Here is a 19,691-nt window from a genome sequence, read left to right as displayed (position 1 = left end):
CGACGGGCGACGACCCTGGAGCGGAGCGATCATGAACGATCGCTTCGTCCGCGTCGCATTCCTGGCGGCCTTGCTCGTCGCGGTCGGGATTGCGAGCCTGGGGGTCGGCCCGGTGCGACTCTCGATCGGGCAGATCGTGGGGGCCTTGTCGGGCCGGGGCGAGACGGTCTCGCGCGACGTGACGACGATCGTCTGGGAGCTTCGCATGCCCCGGGTGATCCTGGCGGGGCTGGTGGGGCTGGCCCTGGGAGCGGCGGGGGCCGCGTACCAGGGGCTCTTTCGCAATCCCCTGGCCGATCCCTACGTCATCGGGGCGTCGACCGGCTCGGCGCTGGGGGCGACGCTGGTCATCGTGACGGCCGGCCAGGCGGGGGGGCTGGGCTTCGGGGCGGTGCCCCTGGGCGGGTTCCTCGGGGCCGTGGGTGCCGCCGGGTTGGTCTACATGTCGACGGCCTGGTGGGGCCCCGCGCCGATCGTCTCGCTGCTGCTGGCGGGGTCGGCGGTGAGCAGTTGCCTGGGGGCGATGGTCTGGCTCCTGATGGTGCTGCACGACGAGGAACTGGCCCGGATCGTCTCGTGGCTGATGGGGAGCCTGGCGGGACGCGGGTGGGAGGCGCTGATCGGCGGCGGGCCGTATATCGTGGTGGGATTCCTGGGCCTCTGCGTGCTCTCCCGGCCGCTCGACGCGCTCTCGCTGGGGGAGCAGCCGGCGCGAGCGCTCGGGCTTCCCTTGAAGCCGATCAGCGGGCTGATCGTCGCGGCGGCCAGCCTGGCGACGGCCGCCGCCGTGGCGGTGGCGGGGGTGATCGGCTTCGTCGGCCTGATCGCCCCACACGTGGCGCGGGCCTTCGTCGGGGCGAGGCACCGCTTCCTGATCCCGGCCAGCGGCCTGATCGGCGGCGTGCTCCTGGTCCTGGCCGACGACCTGGCGCGCACGGTCGCCGCGCCGATCGAGCTGCCGGTGGGCGTCCTGACCGCCATCCTCGGCGGGCCCTTCTTCCTGGTGGTCCTGAGGAGGTCCATCCGATGACCGTCCCGCGCCTCCACGCCCGGGGGCTCTCCTGCGGCTACGGCCGGGGGCTGCCCGACGTCCTCTCGGACGTCGAGCTGACCGTCGAGTCCGGGACCGTGCTGGCGCTCCTGGGCCCCAACGGCTCGGGCAAGACGACGCTCCTGCGGACCCTCGCCCGGCTGCTGACCCCGCGCGCCGGGTCGGTCCTGGTCGATGGCGAGGACGCCTGGCGGCGCGGCCGCGCCTGGACCCATCGCCGGGTCGCGATCGCCCTCCAGGAAGACCCCCAGGGGGCGCGGCTGACCGTCGACGAGGTCGTCCGACTCGGCCGCGCGGCGCATCGGGGGTGGTGGCTGCCGATGACCGACGAGGACGGCGCCGTGGTCGAACGGGTGCTCGAACGGACCCGACTGATCCCGATGCGCGACCGCCCCGTCGACCGACTCTCGGCCGGGGAATGGCAGCGGGTGGTGCTGGCGCAGTCGCTCGCCCAGGAGCCGCGCGTCCTGCTGCTGGACGAGCCCACGGCGCACCTGGACTGGAATTACCAGTACGAGATCCTCGAACTCGTCGATCATCTGGCGCGCGATGAGGGCCTGGCGGTCGTCGCGAGCCTCCACGACCTGAACCAGGCGTCGACCTGGGCCGACCGGATCGCGCTGCTGGCCGAGGGCCGGCTGCTGGCGGTCGGCGAGCCCGAGGAGGTCCTGACGCCCGAACTCCTCGGCCGCGCCTACCGCTGCCCGGTCCTGGTCGACCGCCATCCCCTCTCCGGGGCCCCGATGGTCTTGCCCCCGCCCCGGACTCGTCTCGGGGCCGAACAAGCGAGGAAATCATGAATCGCGAGCGTCCTGGTCTCGGTGCGGGCGGTGAGGAGCGGGGGAGAAACGCCAGGGCATTCACTCCCATTTCCTCACTCTCTCGGTTCGTCCGCGATGACGGTCCCCCTCATCCAGCCTTCGGCCACCTTCCCCCACCACGGGGCCTGGCGTCGGTTCCCGTCCGCCTCGTGTGCGTCGCGCTGGTCGCCGCGACGGTCGGGTGTCGGGGGGCGACGCATGAGGAGAAGAATACGCCCACGTCGGGGCCGGTGAAGGCGGCGCGGCTCGCGGGCGAGGCGGGCGGCTGGCCCGTGGAGGTGATCGACTCGCTGGGGCGTCGGGTCGCCGTCGCGAAGCCGGCCGAGCGGGTGGTGTCGCTGGCCCCGTCGAACACGGAGATCCTGTTCGCCGTGGGGGGGGGCGACCGGGTCGTGGGCGTGACGATGATGGACGACTATCCGCCCGAGGCGAAGACGCGGACGTCGATCGGCGGCATGGCCCCGTCGAGCGTCAACCTGGAGGCGCTCGCGGCGCTGAAGCCCGACCTGGTGCTGGCGACCGGGGGGGTGCAGCAGCCGATCGTCGAGCCGCTGGAACGCCTGGGGCTGACGGTCGTGGCGATCGACGCCGAGCGGCCCGAGGACGTGTCCGCCAACATCCGGGTCGTCGGCCGGCTGGTCGGCCGAGAGGCCGAGTCCGAGGCGTTGGCGACGCGGTTCGAGGAGCGGGTCGACGGCGTGCGGCGGCGGGTCGCGGCGCGGGGTTCGGCGCCGCGTCCGAAGGTGCTCTACCTGCTCTACGACGAGCCCTTGATGACGGTCGGGCCGGGGACGTTCCTGGGCCGGATGATCGAGACGGCGGGCGGAGCCAACGTCTTCGGCGACGTCACCGCCCGGTATCCGACCCCCAGCGACGAGGAGGTCCTGCTCCGCGCGCCCGAGGTCGTCCTCGCCACGTTCGGCCTGATGGGGGGCGGGGGAGGCCCGGAGCCGGGCCGCCAGCGGTTGCTCAAGCGGCCCGGCTGGAAGGACGTCCCCGCCGTGCGCGACGGCCGGATCGTCGCGCTCGACGAGGACCTGACCACCCGCGTCGGCCCCCGGCTGGTCGAGGGCCTGGAGGCCGTCGAGGCCGCGCTCGCGCCGCCGCCCGGCTGATCGATCGACGGCCGGGCTCAGGCGCCCGGGAGCGTCGGCTGGATCGGCGGCAGGAGGACGTTCTTCTCCTGGAACTTCTTCTTGAGGCGGCGGAGGAACTCGCGCTTGACGTTCCACTGCTGGAGCGGCAGCGTCTTGATCGAGAAGAGGATGACGACGGCCGTGTCGGTCAGCGCGTCGACGCCCATCATGCTCAGGTCGTCGACGATCATGAGCCGCAGGGCGGGGTCCATGCGGAGTTCCTTACCCAGGTCCTGGATCATCGCGATGACCCGGTCGACGTCCTCTTCCCGGGAGATGCGGACGTTGAAGGTGGCGCTCGACCAGCCGTGGGTCATGTTGACGACCGAGGTGGTGGCGCCGTTGGGGAGGAAGTGGAGGGCGCCGTCGGAGTCGCGGAGGGCCGTCATGCGGAGCGTGATCTGCTCCACCTGGCCGCTGTGGTCGCCAATCTTCACGACGTCTTTGAGCTTGTACTGGTTCTCCAGCAGGATCATGAATCCATAGAAGAAGTCCTTGATGAGATTCTGGGCGCCGAAGGCGACCGCGACGCCGGCCACCGCGGCGCCGCCGAGCAGCGGCGCGACCGGGATGCCCACCTGGCTCAGGAGCGTGGAGGTCCCGCCTACCAGCACCACGACGCTGCCGGTGTTCTGGAGCACGCTCACCAGCGTCTCCATCCGGTTGTCGCGCTCGGCCTTCGAGCCCCGGATCCCCCGCGCGGCGAAGATCTCCACGATCTTGTGCGAATACCGGCTGACCAGCACGTACAGGAAGCTCATCAGCACCAGCGTCCCCAGGACGGGGGGGGCGTGCATGCGGAGCCAGGCCTTGATGTTCGGCGTGGAGAAGGGGCTCTCCAGGGCCTCCACCTTCTCCTGGGTCTGCTCGAGGACGTCGCGGGCCGACCGGGCGCGGAGGCTGGTCTTCTGGAGCGCGCCCACGACCAGGCCTTGCTCCTCGACCATCTCTTCGAACCGGGCCTTGAGCCGCTTGGCGTCGGCGGAGGCGTCGCGGACCCTTCGGTCCAGGGCGCCCAGCGCGTCCTCGTCGTCGTGGGTCCACGCCTGGAGCGCCGTCGAGGGCTTGTCCGAGTTCAACTCGCCCAGCAGGAACTCCCGCGTCCGCGTCGCGTTGTCGAGGCTCGACTGGGAGACCTGGACGAGCTCCTTCACCAGCTCGATCGAGCGCACGAGGCTCTGCATCCGGGCGTCGAGCGTCATCGAGCGTTGGTGCAGCTTCCGAGCGGCGGTGGCCTTGACCGCCAGCTCCTGCTTGGCGGAGATCAGCTCCTTGCTGGGGGGGAGCTTGGCCTCGCTCTTCGCCTCGGCCTTCTCGGCGGTTTCCCCTTCGTCCTTCTTGGCGGCGTCCTTGGCGATGTCGGCCTTCTCGGCGTCGGGCTTCTCGGCGTCGGCCTTGGCGACCCCGGCCTCGTCCTTGGGGGCGTCGGTCTTGGGCTCGACCGCCTTGGGGATCAGGGGGACTCCCGGGATGATCGGGATCTCGACCTTCGGCGCGGCCGGGGCCGGGGCCGGGCCGGGGCCGGCGTCGGGGTCGCGTCCGAGGCCGCGGGCGGGGAGGGCTCGGCGGCGGCGCCGGCCTGCTCGGAATCGGCGGCGGCCGGGGAGGGGGCGTCGTCGAGGAACCTGCCCAGATCGCCGGAGACCAGCATCGCGGACAGTCGCTGGCGGTCGTGGCCGAGGATCTCCTGGAGGATGTCGAGCCGTTCGAGGATCAGCGTGCGAGCGCGGAGGTCCAGGTTCAGGCGCTCTCGCGCCAGGGTCCACGGCTCCTTGAGACCCTCGGCCTGCCGGGCGAGTTCCTCGGCGCGCTGGGCCTGGCCCTCGGCGAGGGCCTTCTTGCGCTCGCGCTCGAGGCTCTTGAGCAGGTCGTCGAGGTGCTGGAAGACGTCGCGTGCATGCTCCAACTCCTCGGTCTGGCCGACCCTGGTCGTCAGTTCGTCCAGCTCGCGTTGATTGCCGCGATTGATCCGGTCCAGCATCGCCACGATCTCCGCCGCCGTGAGCGACGTCGGCTCTCCCGTGGCCGGGTCGATGGTGACGGGTTCCTTGCCGGCGGCGCTCGGGCCCAGGGGGTCCGGGCCGAGTCGGGACGCCGGATCGGCGGCCTGTCCAGGTGTGAGCTTGGCCAGCCGGTCGGACGTGAAATATTCGCACCCCGACGCGGCGATCAGGAAGGCCGCCGCGGCGCAGGCGGCCCCGGAGAGCCGGAGAGCGACGCCTCGGGGATGGCGGCCGTGCAGGGATCCGGGCGACGAAGACAACGGCGACCTCACAAGAATAAAGACGCCAAAGCGTCGGATTTCCAAAGAAACGGGGTGGGTGGTCGTCGTGGACGACTATACATTGGCTCCAGACGGGTTGCCAAGGACTGCAAGCGCAGTGCCAAGGCCGCCCCCTCGCCGGGAAGCCGACCATGCCCAAGACGATCAAGCTGTTCAAGCCGTACGACGTACTCTGCCAGTTCACCGACGAGCAGGGGAGGCCCACGCTGGCGGATCACGTCTCGGTCCCGGGCGTCTACGCGGCCGGGAGGCTCGACCGAGACAGCGAGGGCCTGCTCCTGCTGACCGACGACGGCGGGCTGGCCCACCGCCTCACCGACCCCCGCCACGAGCACCCCAAGACCTATCTCGTCCAGGTCGAGCGCATCCCCGACGCCGCCGCGCTGGAGGCGCTCCGGACCGGCGTGACGCTCCCGGACGGCCCGACCCGTCCCACCGAGGCCGAGGTGCTCGACGAGCCCCCGGACCTCCCGGAACGCCCCGTCCCGATCCGATTCCGCAAGAACGTGCCGACGGCCTGGATCCGCCTGACCCTCCGCGAAGGCCGGAACCGGCAGGTGCGCCGGATGACCGCCGCGGTCGGCCATCCCACGCTCCGACTCGTCCGCTGGTCGATCGGCGGCGTCACCCTCGAAGGGCTCCAGCCCGGCTCCTGGGCGGAACTTTCGCCGGAAGAAGACGAGGCCCTCCGCGCCCTCCTGCCGGTCCTCCCGCCCCGCCGCCCCCGCCTCCGCGAACGCCGGCCCCCCAGTCCTGAAGCCCGCCCCCTTGCCGACCCCCCTAAGATTTTTCAATCTTCGATCCCGAAACCCCGCCGATCGCTCTCCCACGGCTCGCCGCGGAACTCCCGCCCGGAAGACTTCTTGATGCCTTACGACGAAACGCAGAATCGCCCCTCGGGCGCGAGGGGAATCCCCGGCCTTCGCTTCATCATCCTGCTCGGCCTGCTGGATGCGTTCGGTCCGCTGGGGATCGACATGTACCTGCCGGCGTTCCCCCGGATCGCCGAGGATCTCCACGCCGACGGCGGCCGGGTGGAGCTGACGCTGTCGCTGTTCCTCGCCGGGTTGGCCGTGGGTCAGCTCATCTGCGGGCCGATCTCCGACCGGGTCGGCCGACGTCGGCCGCTCCTGTACGGGGCGGCGGCGTTCGCGGCGGCGTCGGTCGTCTGCGCGTTCGCGCGGTCGATCGAGGCGCTGATCCTGGCCCGGTTCGTGATGGGGCTCGCCGGGGCGACGGGGATGGTGGTGGCGAGGGCCGTGGTCCGCGACTCGTTCGAGGAGGCGGACTCGGCGCGGGTGTATTCGATGCTCATGCTGGTGATCGGGGTCGCGCCCATCATCTCGCCGACGCTGGGGTCGTGGGTGATGACGTTCGGGGGCTGGCCGTCGATCTTCTGGTCGCTGGCCGCCTTCGCCTGCGTCTGCGGCGTGGGGGTCCTGTTCGACATGCCCGAGACGCTGGCCGAGGAGCGTCGCGACCGCGAGCCGGCCGCCGCGATCCTGCCTCGCTACGCGATGGTCTTCGTCGACCGCCGGTTTTTGGGGTACGCCGTGCCGTCGAGCCTGGCGCTGGGGATGATCTTCGCTTACGTCACCGCGGCGCCCTCGATGTTCCTCCAACATTTTCGGCTCTCGCCCACGGCGTTCAACGTGGTCTTCGCCGGCAACGCGATCGGCCTGATCGGCGCGGCGCAGGTCAATCGCCGGCTCTCGCGACGGTTCGACACGCACGCCATCCTCCGGGGGGCGACCCTGGCGAACGCGGCGGCGAGCGTCGGGCTGCTGGCGCTGGCCTGGACCGGGGCGGGGGCTTCCCGGCCTTCCTGGCCCTGATCTTCGTCTCGCTGTCGATGATCGGGCTGATCCTGCCGAACGCCACGGCCGCCGTGATGGCCCCGTTCCCCGATCACGCGGGGGTGGCCTCGGCGCTGCTGGGGGCGCTCCAGTTCGCCGTGGGCGCCGCGGCGGGCGCGGCGGTCGGCACGATGAGCGACGGCACTCCCCGGTCGATGGCGCTGACGATGGCCGCCTGCGCGACGGCCTCCCTGGTCGTCTCCAGCGGCGTCGAACGCCGACGCGCGAGCACGGCGAACCTGGCCGTGGCCGTGGCCTCCGGCGGCCCCTGAGCAACTCTCTCCCATCTTCTCGCAAGCTTCATCCGAGCGGCATCGGGCCTTCTCGACGGCCCGTTAGGATGCCCCCACGCAAAGCCGAAGTCTTGCAGGCCCGCTCGTCGCGCTCCTTGTGGAGCCCTCGCGGCGGGTCGATTTGCTGGGAGATAGGAAATCGTGTCTTCGCCCCGCCCGACCGGAACCAAGCGCCCGGGTTTCACGCTGATCGAACTCCTCGTCGTGATCGCCATCATCGCGGTGCTGATCGCGCTGCTCCTGCCCGCCGTCCAGTCCGCCCGCGAAGCCGCCCGCCGCGCCCAGTGCACGAACAACCTCAAGCAGATGGGCCTCGGCGTGGCCAACTTCGAGAGCGCCAACGGCCACCTCCCCCAGGGACCGTACGACGGCGACCCGACGGTCAACGCGGCCGAGTACGACACCAAGGACGTCTGCTGCAACGCCACCACCCCCAACGGCTGGAACCAGTTCTTCAAGATCCTGCCCTACATGGAGCAGCAGGCCCTCTACAACCTGGCCAACTTCACCATGCCGGCCCCGCAGGACCCCGCGCTGAACGGCGAGATCCAGGTCGCGGCCACCGTCGTCCCCGGCTTGCTCTGCCCCACCCGGCGGAACAACAGCCGCTATGGATCCAACCCGATCACCGCGACCTCCCGGAACGACTACGCCGGCAGCGCGGGCTTCATGCAGGGCGAATACTTCGGCTGCGACGGCAAGATGTTCGTCCCCGGAGCCCCCAACGGCATGACCCCCGCTCGGGGCATCCGCGACTGGCGCGACAGCGAGACCAACCGCGGCAACCGCGGCGGCTACAAGGGCGCCATCGTCTGGGCCGGCAAGGGCGCCAAGCGCTACTGGGGCGACTTCAAGGACGGCACCTCGAACTCGATCGTCTTCGCCGAGAAGAGCGTGCCCGTCAAGACCCTGGGCGCCGACGGCGGCGACAACGAACGCTGGCAGAACAGCGGCTGGGACGAGGATTGCATCCGCTGGCACTTCTTCCCGCTCCCCGACCACGAGGCCCCGGCCTACAACGGCGTCTGCCAGAGCCCGTCCAAGCCCGACACCGGCACCACCCTCTGGCGGCGGCAGTTCGGCGGCCCCCACCCCGGCGGCCTCAACGCCCTCCTCGGCGACGGCTCGGTCCGGTTCATCAAGTACTCAGTCAACCCCACCACGTTCCGCAAGCTGACCGTCATCGACGACATGGAAGTCCTGAGCTCGGACGAGTATTGATCCCCCGAGACTCGCCACGAACCGGAGAACTCCCACCGTGTCCCGCCTGAACATCCTGACCCTCGCCGCCCTCGCCCTCTGCTCGATCATCCTGTTCGCCGGCTGCGGCGAGCAGCAGCGCACCTCCTTCAAGGACCCGAGCGAGATGCCGCCGCTCAGCGCCGAAGACGCCTCGGGCGTCAAGGCCGAGGACGAGGCGGTCGCCGACGCGGAGCGGGCCGAAGGCCAGAAGACCACGCCGTCCAAGGCCTCCAGGAAGCGTTGATCGCCGACCGAGGTCCTCTCGGTCCCCCCGCCTGAAAGACGAACGGCCCCGGCGAATCGCGAGATTCGCCGGGGCCGTCGTCGTTTCCGCCGCTCGATTCGATCGCCGCGTCGGGGCCTCAGCGCGGGGCCGAGGGGAGCCAGGGCTTGTGCATGTGGACGTTGCGCCCGGAGCCGTACTCGCGGTTCCGCGAGCTGATCGCCGATCGCGGCGCGGGGGCCGACCTCACCGCGCCCTGGACGCCGGGGGTGTACCCCTGCCAGGCGGTCGACGGGCGATACCCCTGCCAGGCGGTCCCCGGGGCGTACCCCTGCCAGCCCGTGCCCGGCGGATACACATAGACCGGCGCGGACGTCTGCGGCGCGAAGCCCCCCACGCTCGGGGCGGTGTTCCCCCACGCGTAGCCCGGGGCGTACCCGCTCCAGCCCGGCGTCCCGCCGGCGACCGCCTGCTGCGCGCGGGCCGAGGTTTCGGCGCCCAGGGCCAGGAGCCCCGCGAGGGCCGACGTCGAAATCAATCGCCCCACTGTCTTGAGATGCTTCATGGCGATGGCCCCTCTCGATTCGAGTATTTCCGCGGCCCCCCCCACGACCGAGGGTGGATGACGCGTCCTCCCCTCGGCACGAAATGCGTCCGCGGGGGACCGGGAGATACACGGGAGCGAAGCCGCGCGGCCTGGCCGCGAAATCTCGGCCCCACTATTCACAATTCTCTTCAAACAAATCGGGCGCCAATCCCCGCGAAGCGGGATGCACGACGGCGCGATCGAGGCAACTTGTCGCTGCCACTCTCATATTATCGGCCAATCCCGGAAATTCCACCACCCGAATGGCCGTCCCCCCGGGCCTTCCTCGGCCACGAACGCCCTGGGCCGTCGACTGCCAGTCCGACCCTCGGTCGACCACCGCCCTCGGTCGCTCCGAGTACCTCCAGCAATTTACTGTACATGCGTCACCCTGCGCGATAGACTTGGCTCGCCCCGGGAGGCAAGGCGCGTGTTGGGATGGAACTCGGAGCGTCGGATCAATCGCGAGGTGGCAGATCATGAGCGGCGAACGGATCCCCCCCAAGGGCCGAGGGGCCGGTTTCAACCCCCCGAATCGGTTCGATCGCGTCCACCACGAGATCGAGCTGGAAACGGTTCAGGACGACGCCGATTACCTGGAAGGGCTGCGACGGCCCGAGACCGAGTTCCTCGAAGACCATTCCCGCTCGATCATCGCCGAGAACCAGAGCCCCGACGTCGGCTTCGAGGCCAGCATCAACCCGTATCGTGGCTGCGAGCACGGCTGCATCTACTGCTACGCCCGACCGACGCACGAATTCCTGGGACTGTCGGCGGGCCTGGATTTCGAGACCCGGATCCTGGTGAAGCGCGAGGCCCCGGCGCTCCTGCGGGCGGCCCTGGATTCGCCGCGATGGCGTCCGCGGGTTCTCTCGATGAGCGGGGTCACCGACCCCTATCAGCCGATCGAGCGGAAGCTCCGGCTCACCCGCGCCTGCCTGGAGGTGATGGCGGAGTATCGCCAGCCCGTGACCATCGTGACCAAGAACCGCCTGGTGGCCCGCGACGTCGACGTGCTCGCCGACCTCGCGAAGCATCGCGCGGCCGGCGTGCTGGTCTCGATCACGACGCTCAACCCGGCGATGGCGGCCGAGATGGAGCCCCGCACGAGCCGACCGTCCGGGCGGCTGGCGGCGATCCGAACGCTCTCGGAGGCCGGCGTGCCCACGGGGGTCATGGTCGCCCCCGTGATCCCGGGCCTCACCGACCACGAGATGCCCGCGATCCTCGAAGCGGCGGCCAAGGCCGGAGCCCGTATCGCGGGCTACGTCCCGGTCCGCCTGCCGATGGCCGTCGCCCCGCTGTTCGAGGACTGGCTCGAACGTCATCGCCCCGACGCCAAAACCAAGGTCCTGAATCGGATCCGCTCGATGCACGGGGGCAAGCTCTACGACGCCCGGTTCGGCGACCGGATGCGCGGCGAAGGACCGATCGCCGACGTCATCGCCCGCGTCTTCAAGACCTCCTGCCGACGACTCGACCTCAACGTCCAGCCCTGGCCGGTCACAGCCGAAGCCTTCCAGCGCCCCGCGAAGCGCGATGGTCAGCTTCGGTTGTTCGACTGACCGGACGGCAGAGCGGGGGGGGTGAACGCCGGATTGCCTTGCGCAGTCGCCCCCGCCTACCATTGATCGCGAGGGCCGGGCCGAAGAATCGGCCGGGCTCGACGAATACCCGACCGACCGCCCCCGCGCGACGCCGCGTCCGCGAAATGGGCTGGCCCGAACGAGCGACGAGGACGACCCCCATGATGAGCATTCGAAGTCGCCACCACTTCGCCCTGGCCGTGGCGCTGGCCGCCGCCCTCGGGACGGAAGCCTGGAATACGCCGCGGGCGACGGCCCAGGACGCCGCGGCCGGGAAGCCCGAGCCCGAGAAGAAGCCCGAGCCGCCCAAGCCTCGAGTGGCCGTGTTCCGGCTCTCGGGCGCGGTCAAGGAGACGCCTCGCGAGGAGGTGCTGAACCTCGGCGGAGAGACCTCGACGCCGCTCTGGACGCTCATCGAGCGGATGGACAAGGCGGCGAAGGACCCCGCGGTCAAGGCCGTCGTCGTGATCCTGGAAGGTCCGAGCGTCGGCGCCGCGCAGGTCGCCGAGATCCGCCGGGCGTTCGACCGCCTCAAGGCGGCGGGCAAGGAGGTGATCGGCCACGCCGACACGGTCGGGAGCCTGGGCCAGTACGTCCTCCTCAGCGGCGCCTCGCGCGTCAGCGTGGTCCCCACGGCCGACCTCTGGATCACGGGGATCTACGGCGAGGCTCCTTATCTTCGCGGCCTGCTGGACAAGGTCGGCGTCAAGCCCGACTTCCTCACCTGCGGCGACTACAAGAGCGCCGCCGAGATGTTCCTGCGCGACGGCCCGAGCAAGGAGGCCGAGGCCATGCAGAACTGGCTGCTGGACAGCCTCTTCGACACGATGGTCAGTCGGATCGCCGCCGGCCGCAAGGCCAGCCCCGAGCTGGTGCGGGCCTGGATCGACAGCGGCCCGCATACCGCCGAGAAGGCCAGGGCGCTGGGCGTGGTGGACGTCGTCGAGCATCGCCAGGACCTGGAGGCCCACCTCAAGAAGACGTATGGCGACGACGTGGTTTTTGACCGCAAGTACGGCAAGAAGGCCGAGCCCAAGCTCGACGCCACCTCGCCGTTCGGCCTCTTCAAATTCCTGGGTGAGGTGCTGGCGGCGTCGAAGACCGACGCCAAGAAGCCCGCCGTGGGCGTCGTCTACGTCGACGGCCCGATCGTGCTCGCCAAATCGGGCGGTATGGCCGTCTTCCAGGACGGCGAGGCGGCGGCCGTGACGATCCGCAAGGCGCTCGACGACGCGGCGAACGACGACGCGATCAAGGCGGTCGTCCTCCGGGTCGATTCGCCGGGGGGCTCGGCCCTGGCCAGCGAGATCATCCTCGACGCCACCCGCCGCGTGAAGGCGAAGAAGCCCCTGGTGGTCTCGATGGGGGACGTCGCCGGCAGCGGCGGCTATTACGTCGCCTGCGGCACCGACGCCGTCTTCGCCGACGAGGCGACCATCACCGGCTCGATCGGCGTCGTCAGCGGCAAGATGGCCGTCGGCGAGCTCTACGACAAGCTCGGCGTCACCTTCAAGGCCTACCGTCGCGGCCAGAACGCCGGCATGCTCGCCTCGGCCGACGTCTTCTCCCCGGCCGAGAGGCAGAAGATGCAGGAATATATGAATGAAATCTACGGCGAGTTCAAGGGCCACGTCGTCGCCATTCGCGGCGCCAAGCTCAAGAAGCCGATCGACGACCTGGCCGGGGGCCGCGTCTACACCGGCAAGCAGGCCCTGGAGCTGGGCCTGATCGACAAGCTCGGCGGCTTCCACGACGCCGTCCGTCATGCGGCCGGAGCCGCCAACCTGGAAGACTTCGACGTTCGCACGCTCCCCAAGCCCCGGACGATCATCGAGGAGCTGGTGGAGCCGGACGCGGACGACGATCGCAAGGGCCTCGTCGGCCTGGCCCCCCCGCGCTCGATCCTGCTGGAGCAGGCCGCGCCGATGCTCGCCGCCCTCGACCCGATCCGGGCCGGGGCCGTCCGCCTCGCCCTCGGCCGCCTCGAACTGATCCGCCGCGAAGGGGTCGTCGCCATGATGCCCGAGCTGGGCCTCGGCCGCTGATCCGATCCGGTCGGCTCCCCTGCGACGCCACCCCGACGCCGCACGCGACCCCCGTCGCGCGCGGCGTTTTTTCGTCGACGCCCCCGGCCCGAATTCCGCGAACGTCCGCGATCGCGCGTTGACTTCTACGACGGCCGCCGTAAGATCCAGGTGTTGACGACAGCCGTCGTAAAACCCGAGGAGGGGGTGATGAGCGAGCCGATGCCGTCGTTGGGGGAGTTGGAGCTGGAGGTTCTGCGCCACGTCTGGCGGGAGCAGCCGTGCACGGAGCGTCGGGTCTGGGACCTGGTGCAGGCCGAGCGGCCGGTGGCCCGGACGACCGTTCTGAAGACGATGCAGCGGCTGGAGGAGAAGGGGCTGCTCGTCCGTGAGGCGGAGGCGGGTCGGGGCCCGATCCGATACCGGGCGGTGGTGGAGGAGCGGCGCGTGCTGCCGGCCCTGATCCGCCGGTTCGTCGAGCGGGCCCTGGGGGGTTCGAGCGCGCCGCTCGCCGCGTTTCTCGCGGAGTCCGACGCCGACGGGCTCACCGCCAAGGATCTGGAGGCGCTCCGCGCGATCGCCCGGAAGATCGAGGGGCGGGGGAAGGGGGGGGCATGACGGCTTCCTTCCTCGCGTCGTTCGAGCGGGCCGCGACGGCCTGGACGGAGACGGCCTGGGCGGTCGCGTGGCAGTCGGTCCTCGTCGTCGCCGCCTTCGCGATCGTCGCCGCCGGCCTCCGACGAGCCTCGCCGGCGCTTCGTTGCTGGCTCTGGCGGATCGCGTCGTTCAAGCTCCTCCTGATGCCGTTGTGGGTCGTGGTCTGGCTCTCCCCGCCTCTCCCGCCTCAGCCGACGGTCTCAAGGCCGTCGGCGGGCCCGGCCGTCCCGGCGAGCGAGGACCCAGCGCCGGATTTCGGTCGACGGCCGCCTGGGCTCGGCCTCGATCCGGACCGACCGGCCGTCGCGTCCGCTCCCGCCGCGAAGGGGGCGACCTCCTGGCGATCGGCCCTCTTCGCCGCCTGGTGCCTGGGCGTCGTCGCGGGCGTCGGGGCGCTCGTGGGGCAGGGCCGTCGACTCGCCCTCGCCCTGGAGCGGGCGACGCCCACGTCGGACGCCCGCCTCCTGGGCCTGGTCGAGGAGTTGGCGGGCAGGCTCGGCCTTCGAAGAGTCCCCGGGGTGGTGGAACTCGACGCCGCGACCTCCCCGTTCGTCTGCGGTCCGCGGAGCCCGATCCTCGTCCTGCCGCCTCGCCTCGCCGACGCGCTCGAGGGGGAGCCTCTGCGGGCCGTCCTGCTGCACGAGCTGGAGCATCTCCGGCGGCGCGACCTGCTGTGGGACTGGCTCCCCGCCCTTGCCAGGGTCGTGTACGTCGTCCACCCGGCGGCCCGCTACGTCGCCTATCGCGCCTTGCTGGAGCGGGAACTGGCCTGCGACCGGGCCGCGATGGACCTGGCGGGCCAGGACGCCGCGGCCTACGCCTCGACGCTGGTCGAAGTGGTCTCCCTGCCGTCGCTTCGTCGTTTCGCGATCCCGGCGGCTTCGGCCGCCTCCCCGAACCCGGAGGAGTAAGCGCCATGTCTCACGTCTATGGCCCCTGGAGTTCGTCGCTGGGCGGCGAGGGCTCGCCGGAACTCAGCACCTTCTGGAAGCGACGGATGGGCCGGCTCCCGGAGACGCTTGCCGCGCGTGGCGACGTCTCGAGGCGCGAGTGGCTGCAGCTCGCCGCCGCCGGCGCGGCCGCCTGCGCCTTGCCGACGCTGCGGCGAGCGTCGGCCCAGGCCGCAGAGCCACGACCGGCCGGACCTGGCACGATCTATCTGAACGCGAATTTCAGCACGGGGAGCCGCTACGACGAGGCGCTCGACGGGCTCTGGGCCGTCGATCCCTCGACGGGCGATCGCAAACGCATCCCCAACCCCATCACCGGCGCCTGGGTCCGGGGGTCTCGCGACAGGAAGACTCTCGCCCTGATCCGCGCCGGCCGGACGGGGCCGAACCAGGACGTCCCGAACGTCGGCGTCTGGACGCTCGACCTGGATGCGGGAGGACCGCCGCGTCGAGTGGCGGACTTCGGCGGCGTGACCTCGTGGTCGCCGGACGGCCGGCAACTGATCGTGGTCAAATGGTTCAATCCCGCAGAGCCCGACCCCGCCCATCATGAGACCTGGCGGTTCGACCTCGACGGCTCGAAGCCGGTCCGGCTGCCGATCCCCGAGACCGACGAGGTCAACGACTGGTCGTCCGACGGCCGATGGCTGGTCACCGTCTCCGATCGCCACCCGCCGATCGGGAGCGGCTACCAGCTCTACCTGATGCGGCCCGACGGCTCTGAGCAACGGCGACTCACCGAGGGGGGCGGCCTGAACGTCTACCCCCGGTTCTCGCCCGACGGCCGACGCATCGCCTACCTGCACCAGGACCGCGGCAAGAACGACATCCGCGTGCTCGACGTGGAGGGGGGCCCGCAGCAGATCGTCGTGGAGGAGACGAAGGAGGATCCGGACGTCCTGCTCACGCCGGGCAAGGTCGTCTGGTCTCCCGACGGGAAGTTGCTGGCCTGTGCGCTGAGGGCGATGAGCGTCGACGTCGAGGGGAAACCCTCTCGCCTGATCCACGGCGAGCACACTCTCGATCGCGTGATCCTGATCGACGTCGAGACCAGGCGGTCGCGACGGCTGAACATCCCCGGCGTCAGCTGGATCAACGGGCTCGACTGGAGCTGACGCCCAGGCGAGGGGTCACGAAGATCGCCCCGAATCGGCGGAGACCAGACCCGCACGACGGAGTCACGCCCACCGATGGGCTCGGACGCGCCTCCGGACGTCCGAGCCCCTAGAATAGTACGAGTGGTCGGCGCGAAACTCGGGCGGCTCTCGCCCTGACTCGCCGACCCGCCTCGCCGGAGGTTCTCGCATGACCGCCCCTCGCCAGAAGATCGCCATCGTCGGAGCCAGCTCGGATCGCTCGAAATTCGGCAACAAGGCCGTGCGGGCCTTCGTCGCCCAGGGCTGGGAGGTCTTCCCGATAAACCCAACGCTCGACTCGATCGAAGGCGTACCCGCCTATCGCGACCTGGCGTCGATTCCCGGCGACCACCTGGATCGGGTCTCGTTCTACGTCCCGCCCCAGGTTGGGATCCGCATCCTCGACCAGATCCGCGACAAGCAGGTGGACGAGGTCTGGATCAACCCCGGGGCCGAGTCTCCCGAGCTGTTGAAGCGGGCCGAGGAGCTGGGTATCGAGACGATCCAGGCGTGCAGCATCCTGGACGTGGGCGAGGACCCGCACAGCCTCTGATCCGCACGAGGGGAGGAGCCGCCCATGAGAAACCCAATCCGCACCCTCGCCGGGCTCGCCCTGGGGGTCGCGCTGGTCGCCCCCGCGCCGATCCGAGGGGAGGAGCCCGCGCCCGCAACTGCGACCGCTCCCCAGGCCGACGTTCCGCACGCCGACTACAAGGTCGTCGCCTGGTTCGATCGCACCCGGCCGATCGAGAGCTTCCGGTACCAGGTGTACGACGTCCGCAAGGGGGATTACACCCCGGCCGTCGACGCCTGGGTCGCCCTGATGGCCGCGAAGTATCCGGGATACGAGGTCGCCGTCCGCGACGTGGACCTCGCGCGGGAGAAGGGGCCGACGGAGATCCGCAAGGTGGGCGCGGTGGTGCATCGCGAATTGCTGGCCGCCGCCGCGGCCGAGGGGGTCTTCCTCGACGGCGCCCCGCCCCGGCGGATCGTCGCGCGAAGGCCGCTTACGTCCCGACTGGTCCCGATCGAGGGGCCGTTCGCGCCGTCGCCCTATCTCCCAGCGGTGCCGATGAGGTTCCTGCAACCCTCGACGCCGGTGGGATTCCCCGTGCCGATGCCGTACCCCCGGCCCCACCCCTGATCGCGATCGCGACGGCGTCTTGCCGGGCGTGTGCGAGTCGGTCAGACTACGAGTTCGCGCGTCGCGGGACGACGTGCGAACCCGACCGATGATGCCACGACGTCTCCGGGAGCGACCCGCCATGAAATCGACGTGCCTCACGATCGCCCTCGGCCTCCTGGCCTGCGTCCAGGCCTCGGCCGATCCGCCCGACCTCAAGCCCCTGGAAATCGGCGCGACGGCCCCGGACTTCACCCTCCCCGGGGTCGACGGCAAGGACCACTCGCTCAAGGATTACGCTGGGGCCAAGGCCTTGGTGGTCGTCTTCACCTGCAACCACTGCCCGACCGCCCAGGCTTACGAGGGGCGGCTCGACAAGCTGCACGAGGGCTACAAGGACAAGGGCGTGGCCGTCGTGGCGATCTCCCCGAACGACCCGAAGGCCGTCCGGCTCGACGAACTCGGATACACCGACCTTGGGGACTCGTTCGAAGACATGAAGATCCGGGCGCGCGATCACAAGTATCCGTACCCGTATCTCTACGACGGCGACACCCAGGCGACCGCCAGGGCCTACGGCGCGCTGGCGACGCCCCACGTCTTCGTCTTCGACGCCGACCGCAAGTTGCGGTATCACGGCCGGTTCGACGACGGCGAGGTCAAGCCCCCCAAGTCCCACGACACGATCAACGCCGTCGAGGCCGTGCTGGCCGGCACGCCCGTCCCCACCCCGATCACCCGCGTTTTCGGCTGCTCGACCAAGTGGGCGGACAAGCAGGCCGACGCGAAGCAGTCGCTGGAGACCTGGAACGCCGAGCCGGTGACGATCGAGCCGATCGACCTGGCGGGCGTCGCCAAACTCGCCAAGAACGAGACCGACAAGTACACCGTCGTCAACGTCTGGGCGACCTGGTGCGGCCCCTGCGTCCAGGAACTCCCCGAGTTCGTCACCATGAACCGGATGTATCGAGGCCGGCCGTTCCGGCTGGTCACGATCAGCCTGGACGACCCGGCCAAGAAGGACCAGACCCTTGAAACGCTCAAGGCTAAGCACGTCGCGGCCGCCAATTTCATCCTGAACTCGGACGACCGCGACGCCTTCGCCGAGGCGCTGGATCCCAAGTGGCCCGGCCCCGTCCCCTACACCCTGATCCTCGCCCCCGGCGGCGAGGTCGTCTATCGCCGCGCCGGCGGAATCGACCCTCTGGAAGTCCGTCGCGCCATCGTCTCCAAGCTCGGCCGGACGTACTGATCGGATCGGGACGCCGGCAGGGGGCTCACTCGCGGGTGAACTGGAACGCATACAGCTTCGCCCGCCTGAGCTGGAAATGGATGCGGACGGGCCGGCCGGCCAGGGTTGAGACGTCCGGACTCCCCTTCCAGTACACGCGCTGGTCCACGAAGTCGCCGCCGATCTCCTCGCAGTCCGCGAGCGCGAAGCCGGGGATCGGCCGGCCCTCGGCGTCCTGGATCTCCACGAACGCCGTCCCCATCGCGCCGGTGTCGAGATTGAGCCGGAGCCGATCGCCGCGGAACACGAGGGCGGGGGTCCGCAGCCACCCGCCCTTGTGGTCGACGTCGGCCGAGACGAAGCCGTCGAGCCGCTGCTGGACGACCCCCACCCCGCCGAGCTGCTTGGCCGAGTCGTCGTACTCGGCTCGCAGGATCGCCGAGTCGTGCAGCCGCCCGCTCGAATAATAGTACTGGTAGAGATAATTGCCCCGGCGGGCCATTCCCGGCCCCGCTACCGCGTACCACCGGTCCCACTCGTCCGCCAGGCCGGTCGCGATGTAGGGGGAGCGGCCCGGCCGCGACCAATTCACGCCGTCGCGGCTGACCGCGAGTTGCACCTCGAGCATCCCGTAGTCCTCCCACTGGCCCGGCACGCGTGGGCGGACGTACGGGTTCCGCTCCGGCGAGAAATGCCGGAAGAGGGCGGGGAACATGAGGTACACGTCCTGCGCCCATGGGTAGATCGCGGACGCGTTGTAGTACATGTCCGAGTGCGGGTCGTCCTCCTCGTCGGCGGCCAGCACGACCGGGACGTTCTCGGTCGAGAAGAACATGCGGTCGTCGTCCGTCTTCCGGTAAGGCCAGGGCTTGAGCGGGTCGTCGGTCTCGATCCGCCCGATCCGGCGCTGGTTCTCCGAGACGTAGGAGAGGGCTCTCGTATAGATGACGTACTTGCCGATCCGCTCGTCCCAGTGGACGACGGGCGGATTGTCGGTGAAGAAGGGGAGGACGCGGCCGACCTCGGTGAAGTTCACGCCGTCGGCCGAGTAGCTCGCGTAGACGCCGTGCGTCGCCGGGTCGAACGGCGGGCTGAAGACCAGGCGGAACAGCTTGTACCTGCGGGCGGGGTCGCGTTCGTGCGGGTCGAGGAAGATGGTGGGGAACGTGCCGCCGCCGGGGAGCTTCCCGTCGGTTCGCCGGAAGTGGACCCCGTCGTCGCTCTCCAGCACGCGGACGTCCTCGGCGCCAAGGTACAGGCGGATCTTGCCGCCGTCCTCGATCACCCGAGCGACGTGGCCCTGGAACGGCTCGCCCGCCTCGTCCCGGATCAACCCGAGCTTCCGCGGCGGGTTGGCTCGCAGTTCGACCCGGTCGCGTTCCGCGATGAAGCGGTCGTCGATGAAGAGCTGCTTCCGATCGCCGACGTCGATCGGCGCCTGGCCAAGCAAGGGGCCGACGAGGAGCAGCAGGGGCAGCAGGGCGTTCATGGC

The 19,691-nt window shown here is 70.4% G+C and carries 19 protein-coding genes; 15 read left to right on the top strand and 4 right to left on the bottom strand.

The annotated features are described in order from the left end of the window. The first annotated feature begins 31 nt into the window (after positions 1-31). The 3 genes from VT85_RS02175 to VT85_RS02165 all read left to right on the top strand — a co-directional run bounded on the left by VT85_RS02175 (position 32) and on the right by VT85_RS02165 (position 2,987). The gene (locus tag VT85_RS02175; protein ID WP_068409809.1) at positions 32-1,030 is read left to right on the top strand and encodes a FecCD family ABC transporter permease; all 999 of its coding nucleotides are present in this window, start codon (positions 32-34) and stop codon (positions 1,028-1,030) included. Next, positions 1,027-1,851 (top strand): ABC transporter ATP-binding protein, encoded by an 825-nt coding sequence (locus VT85_RS02170; protein WP_068409807.1) that lies wholly within the window; start codon positions 1,027-1,029, stop codon positions 1,849-1,851. The genes VT85_RS02175 and VT85_RS02170 overlap by 4 nt, the downstream gene beginning before the upstream one ends. 170 nt (positions 1,852-2,021) lie before the next feature. Continuing rightward, positions 2,022-2,987: an ABC transporter substrate-binding protein gene (locus VT85_RS02165; protein WP_197491050.1), complete on the top strand. Its 966-nt coding sequence runs from the start codon at positions 2,022-2,024 to the stop codon at positions 2,985-2,987. Positions 2,988-3,004: 17 nt separating this feature from the next. Here VT85_RS02165 and VT85_RS27305 read toward each other — a convergent pair whose 3' ends face one another. Next, entirely contained in the window at positions 3,005-4,192 is a 1,188-nt protein-coding gene (locus VT85_RS27305; RefSeq protein ID WP_156512629.1) for a mechanosensitive ion channel family protein, read from the bottom strand. A 269-nt stretch (positions 4,193-4,461) separates the two neighbouring features. After that, on the bottom strand, positions 4,462-5,271 hold the full coding sequence (locus VT85_RS27300; protein WP_068409792.1) for a hypothetical protein: 810 nt from the start codon (positions 5,269-5,271) through the stop codon (positions 4,462-4,464). A 152-nt stretch (positions 5,272-5,423) separates the two neighbouring features. On the opposite strand from VT85_RS27300, the gene VT85_RS28175 reads away from it, so the two are divergent. The 4 genes from VT85_RS28175 (at position 5,424) to VT85_RS02135 (ending at position 8,927) form a co-directional block, all read left to right on the top strand. Then, a complete protein-coding gene (locus VT85_RS28175; RefSeq protein ID WP_197491049.1) occupies positions 5,424-7,127 on the top strand; it encodes a Bcr/CflA family efflux MFS transporter in 1,704 nt (567 codons plus the stop codon). 17 nt (positions 7,128-7,144) lie between these two features. After that, the gene (locus tag VT85_RS28170) at positions 7,145-7,420 is read left to right on the top strand and encodes a hypothetical protein (RefSeq protein WP_068409791.1); all 276 of its coding nucleotides are present in this window, start codon (positions 7,145-7,147) and stop codon (positions 7,418-7,420) included. 162 nt (positions 7,421-7,582) lie between these two features. Next, positions 7,583-8,662 (top strand): DUF1559 domain-containing protein, encoded by a 1,080-nt coding sequence (locus VT85_RS02140; protein ID WP_156512628.1) that lies wholly within the window; start codon positions 7,583-7,585, stop codon positions 8,660-8,662. 37 nt (positions 8,663-8,699) lie between these two features. Next, on the top strand, positions 8,700-8,927 hold the full coding sequence (locus VT85_RS02135; protein ID WP_068409787.1) for a hypothetical protein: 228 nt from the start codon (positions 8,700-8,702) through the stop codon (positions 8,925-8,927). 118 nt (positions 8,928-9,045) lie between these two features. Here the strand turns inward: VT85_RS02135 and VT85_RS02130 are convergent, their stop codons facing one another. Further along, on the bottom strand, positions 9,046-9,471 hold the full coding sequence (locus tag VT85_RS02130) for a hypothetical protein (protein WP_068409786.1): 426 nt from the start codon (positions 9,469-9,471) through the stop codon (positions 9,046-9,048). A gap of 500 nt (positions 9,472-9,971) precedes the next feature. Here VT85_RS02130 and VT85_RS02125 point away from each other — a divergent pair, with 500 nt between their 5' ends. The 8 genes from VT85_RS02125 to VT85_RS02090 all read left to right on the top strand — a co-directional run bounded on the left by VT85_RS02125 (position 9,972) and on the right by VT85_RS02090 (position 18,220). Next, the gene (locus VT85_RS02125) at positions 9,972-11,057 is read left to right on the top strand and encodes a PA0069 family radical SAM protein (RefSeq protein ID WP_068409785.1); all 1,086 of its coding nucleotides are present in this window, start codon (positions 9,972-9,974) and stop codon (positions 11,055-11,057) included. Between the two features lie 182 nt (positions 11,058-11,239). Beyond that, positions 11,240-13,123 carry a signal peptide peptidase SppA gene (gene sppA / locus VT85_RS02120; protein WP_197491048.1) on the top strand — a complete coding sequence of 628 codons (1,884 nt, stop codon included), beginning with the start codon at positions 11,240-11,242 and terminating at the stop codon, positions 13,121-13,123. Between the two features lie 189 nt (positions 13,124-13,312). Continuing rightward, positions 13,313-13,720, top strand: coding sequence for a BlaI/MecI/CopY family transcriptional regulator (locus tag VT85_RS02115; protein ID WP_068409773.1), 408 nt, complete (start codon positions 13,313-13,315; stop codon positions 13,718-13,720). Then, positions 13,717-14,670 carry a M56 family metallopeptidase gene (locus VT85_RS02110; RefSeq protein WP_068409770.1) on the top strand — a complete coding sequence of 318 codons (954 nt, stop codon included), beginning with the start codon at positions 13,717-13,719 and terminating at the stop codon, positions 14,668-14,670. Before VT85_RS02115 ends, VT85_RS02110 begins: the two co-directional genes overlap by 4 nt. A gap of 5 nt (positions 14,671-14,675) precedes the next feature. Next, on the top strand, positions 14,676-15,824 hold the full coding sequence (locus VT85_RS02105) for a PD40 domain-containing protein (RefSeq protein WP_068409769.1): 1,149 nt from the start codon (positions 14,676-14,678) through the stop codon (positions 15,822-15,824). A gap of 190 nt (positions 15,825-16,014) precedes the next feature. Then, positions 16,015-16,398 (top strand): CoA-binding protein, encoded by a 384-nt coding sequence (locus VT85_RS02100; RefSeq protein WP_068409768.1) that lies wholly within the window; start codon positions 16,015-16,017, stop codon positions 16,396-16,398. Between the two features lie 24 nt (positions 16,399-16,422). Continuing rightward, entirely contained in the window at positions 16,423-16,989 is a 567-nt protein-coding gene (locus VT85_RS02095) for a hypothetical protein (RefSeq protein ID WP_068409766.1), read from the top strand. A 121-nt stretch (positions 16,990-17,110) separates the two neighbouring features. Further along, entirely contained in the window at positions 17,111-18,220 is a 1,110-nt protein-coding gene (locus VT85_RS02090; RefSeq protein WP_068409763.1) for a redoxin domain-containing protein, read from the top strand. A gap of 25 nt (positions 18,221-18,245) precedes the next feature. Here VT85_RS02090 and VT85_RS02085 read toward each other — a convergent pair whose 3' ends face one another. Next, a complete protein-coding gene (locus VT85_RS02085; protein ID WP_156512626.1) occupies positions 18,246-19,688 on the bottom strand; it encodes a hypothetical protein in 1,443 nt (480 codons plus the stop codon). Positions 19,689-19,691 lie beyond the last annotated feature (3 nt).

The organism is Planctomyces sp. SH-PL62, assembly GCF_001610895.1.
Taxonomy (GTDB): Bacteria; Planctomycetota; Planctomycetia; order Isosphaerales; family Isosphaeraceae; genus Paludisphaera.
This window is presented reverse-complemented; position numbering and strand designations above follow the sequence as displayed.

Bases quoted from the DNA above. Each gene is read 5' to 3' on its own strand.
- VT85_RS02175 (WP_068409809.1), top strand. From the start codon at position 32: ATGAACGATCGCTTCGTCCGCGTCGCATTCCTGGCGGCCTTGCTCGTC.
- VT85_RS02170 (WP_068409807.1), top strand. From the start codon at position 1,027: ATGACCGTCCCGCGCCTCCACGCCCGGGGGCTCTCCTGCGGCTACGGC.
- VT85_RS27305 (WP_156512629.1), bottom strand. From the start codon at position 4,192: ATGCAGAGCCTCGTGCGCTCGATCGAGCTGGTGAAGGAGCTCGTCCAG.
- VT85_RS28175 (WP_197491049.1), top strand. From the start codon at position 5,424: ATGCCCAAGACGATCAAGCTGTTCAAGCCGTACGACGTACTCTGCCAG.
- VT85_RS28170 (WP_068409791.1), top strand. From the start codon at position 7,145: ATGATCGGGCTGATCCTGCCGAACGCCACGGCCGCCGTGATGGCCCCG.
- VT85_RS02130 (WP_068409786.1), bottom strand. From the start codon at position 9,471: ATGAAGCATCTCAAGACAGTGGGGCGATTGATTTCGACGTCGGCCCTC.
- VT85_RS02125 (WP_068409785.1), top strand. From the start codon at position 9,972: ATGAGCGGCGAACGGATCCCCCCCAAGGGCCGAGGGGCCGGTTTCAAC.
- sppA (WP_197491048.1), top strand. From the start codon at position 11,240: ATGATGAGCATTCGAAGTCGCCACCACTTCGCCCTGGCCGTGGCGCTG.
- VT85_RS02115 (WP_068409773.1), top strand. From the start codon at position 13,313: ATGAGCGAGCCGATGCCGTCGTTGGGGGAGTTGGAGCTGGAGGTTCTG.
- VT85_RS02110 (WP_068409770.1), top strand. From the start codon at position 13,717: ATGACGGCTTCCTTCCTCGCGTCGTTCGAGCGGGCCGCGACGGCCTGG.
- VT85_RS02105 (WP_068409769.1), top strand. From the start codon at position 14,676: ATGTCTCACGTCTATGGCCCCTGGAGTTCGTCGCTGGGCGGCGAGGGC.
- VT85_RS02100 (WP_068409768.1), top strand. From the start codon at position 16,015: ATGACCGCCCCTCGCCAGAAGATCGCCATCGTCGGAGCCAGCTCGGAT.
- VT85_RS02095 (WP_068409766.1), top strand. From the start codon at position 16,423: ATGAGAAACCCAATCCGCACCCTCGCCGGGCTCGCCCTGGGGGTCGCG.
- VT85_RS02090 (WP_068409763.1), top strand. From the start codon at position 17,111: ATGAAATCGACGTGCCTCACGATCGCCCTCGGCCTCCTGGCCTGCGTC.
- VT85_RS02085 (WP_156512626.1), bottom strand. From the start codon at position 19,688: ATGAACGCCCTGCTGCCCCTGCTGCTCCTCGTCGGCCCCTTGCTTGGC.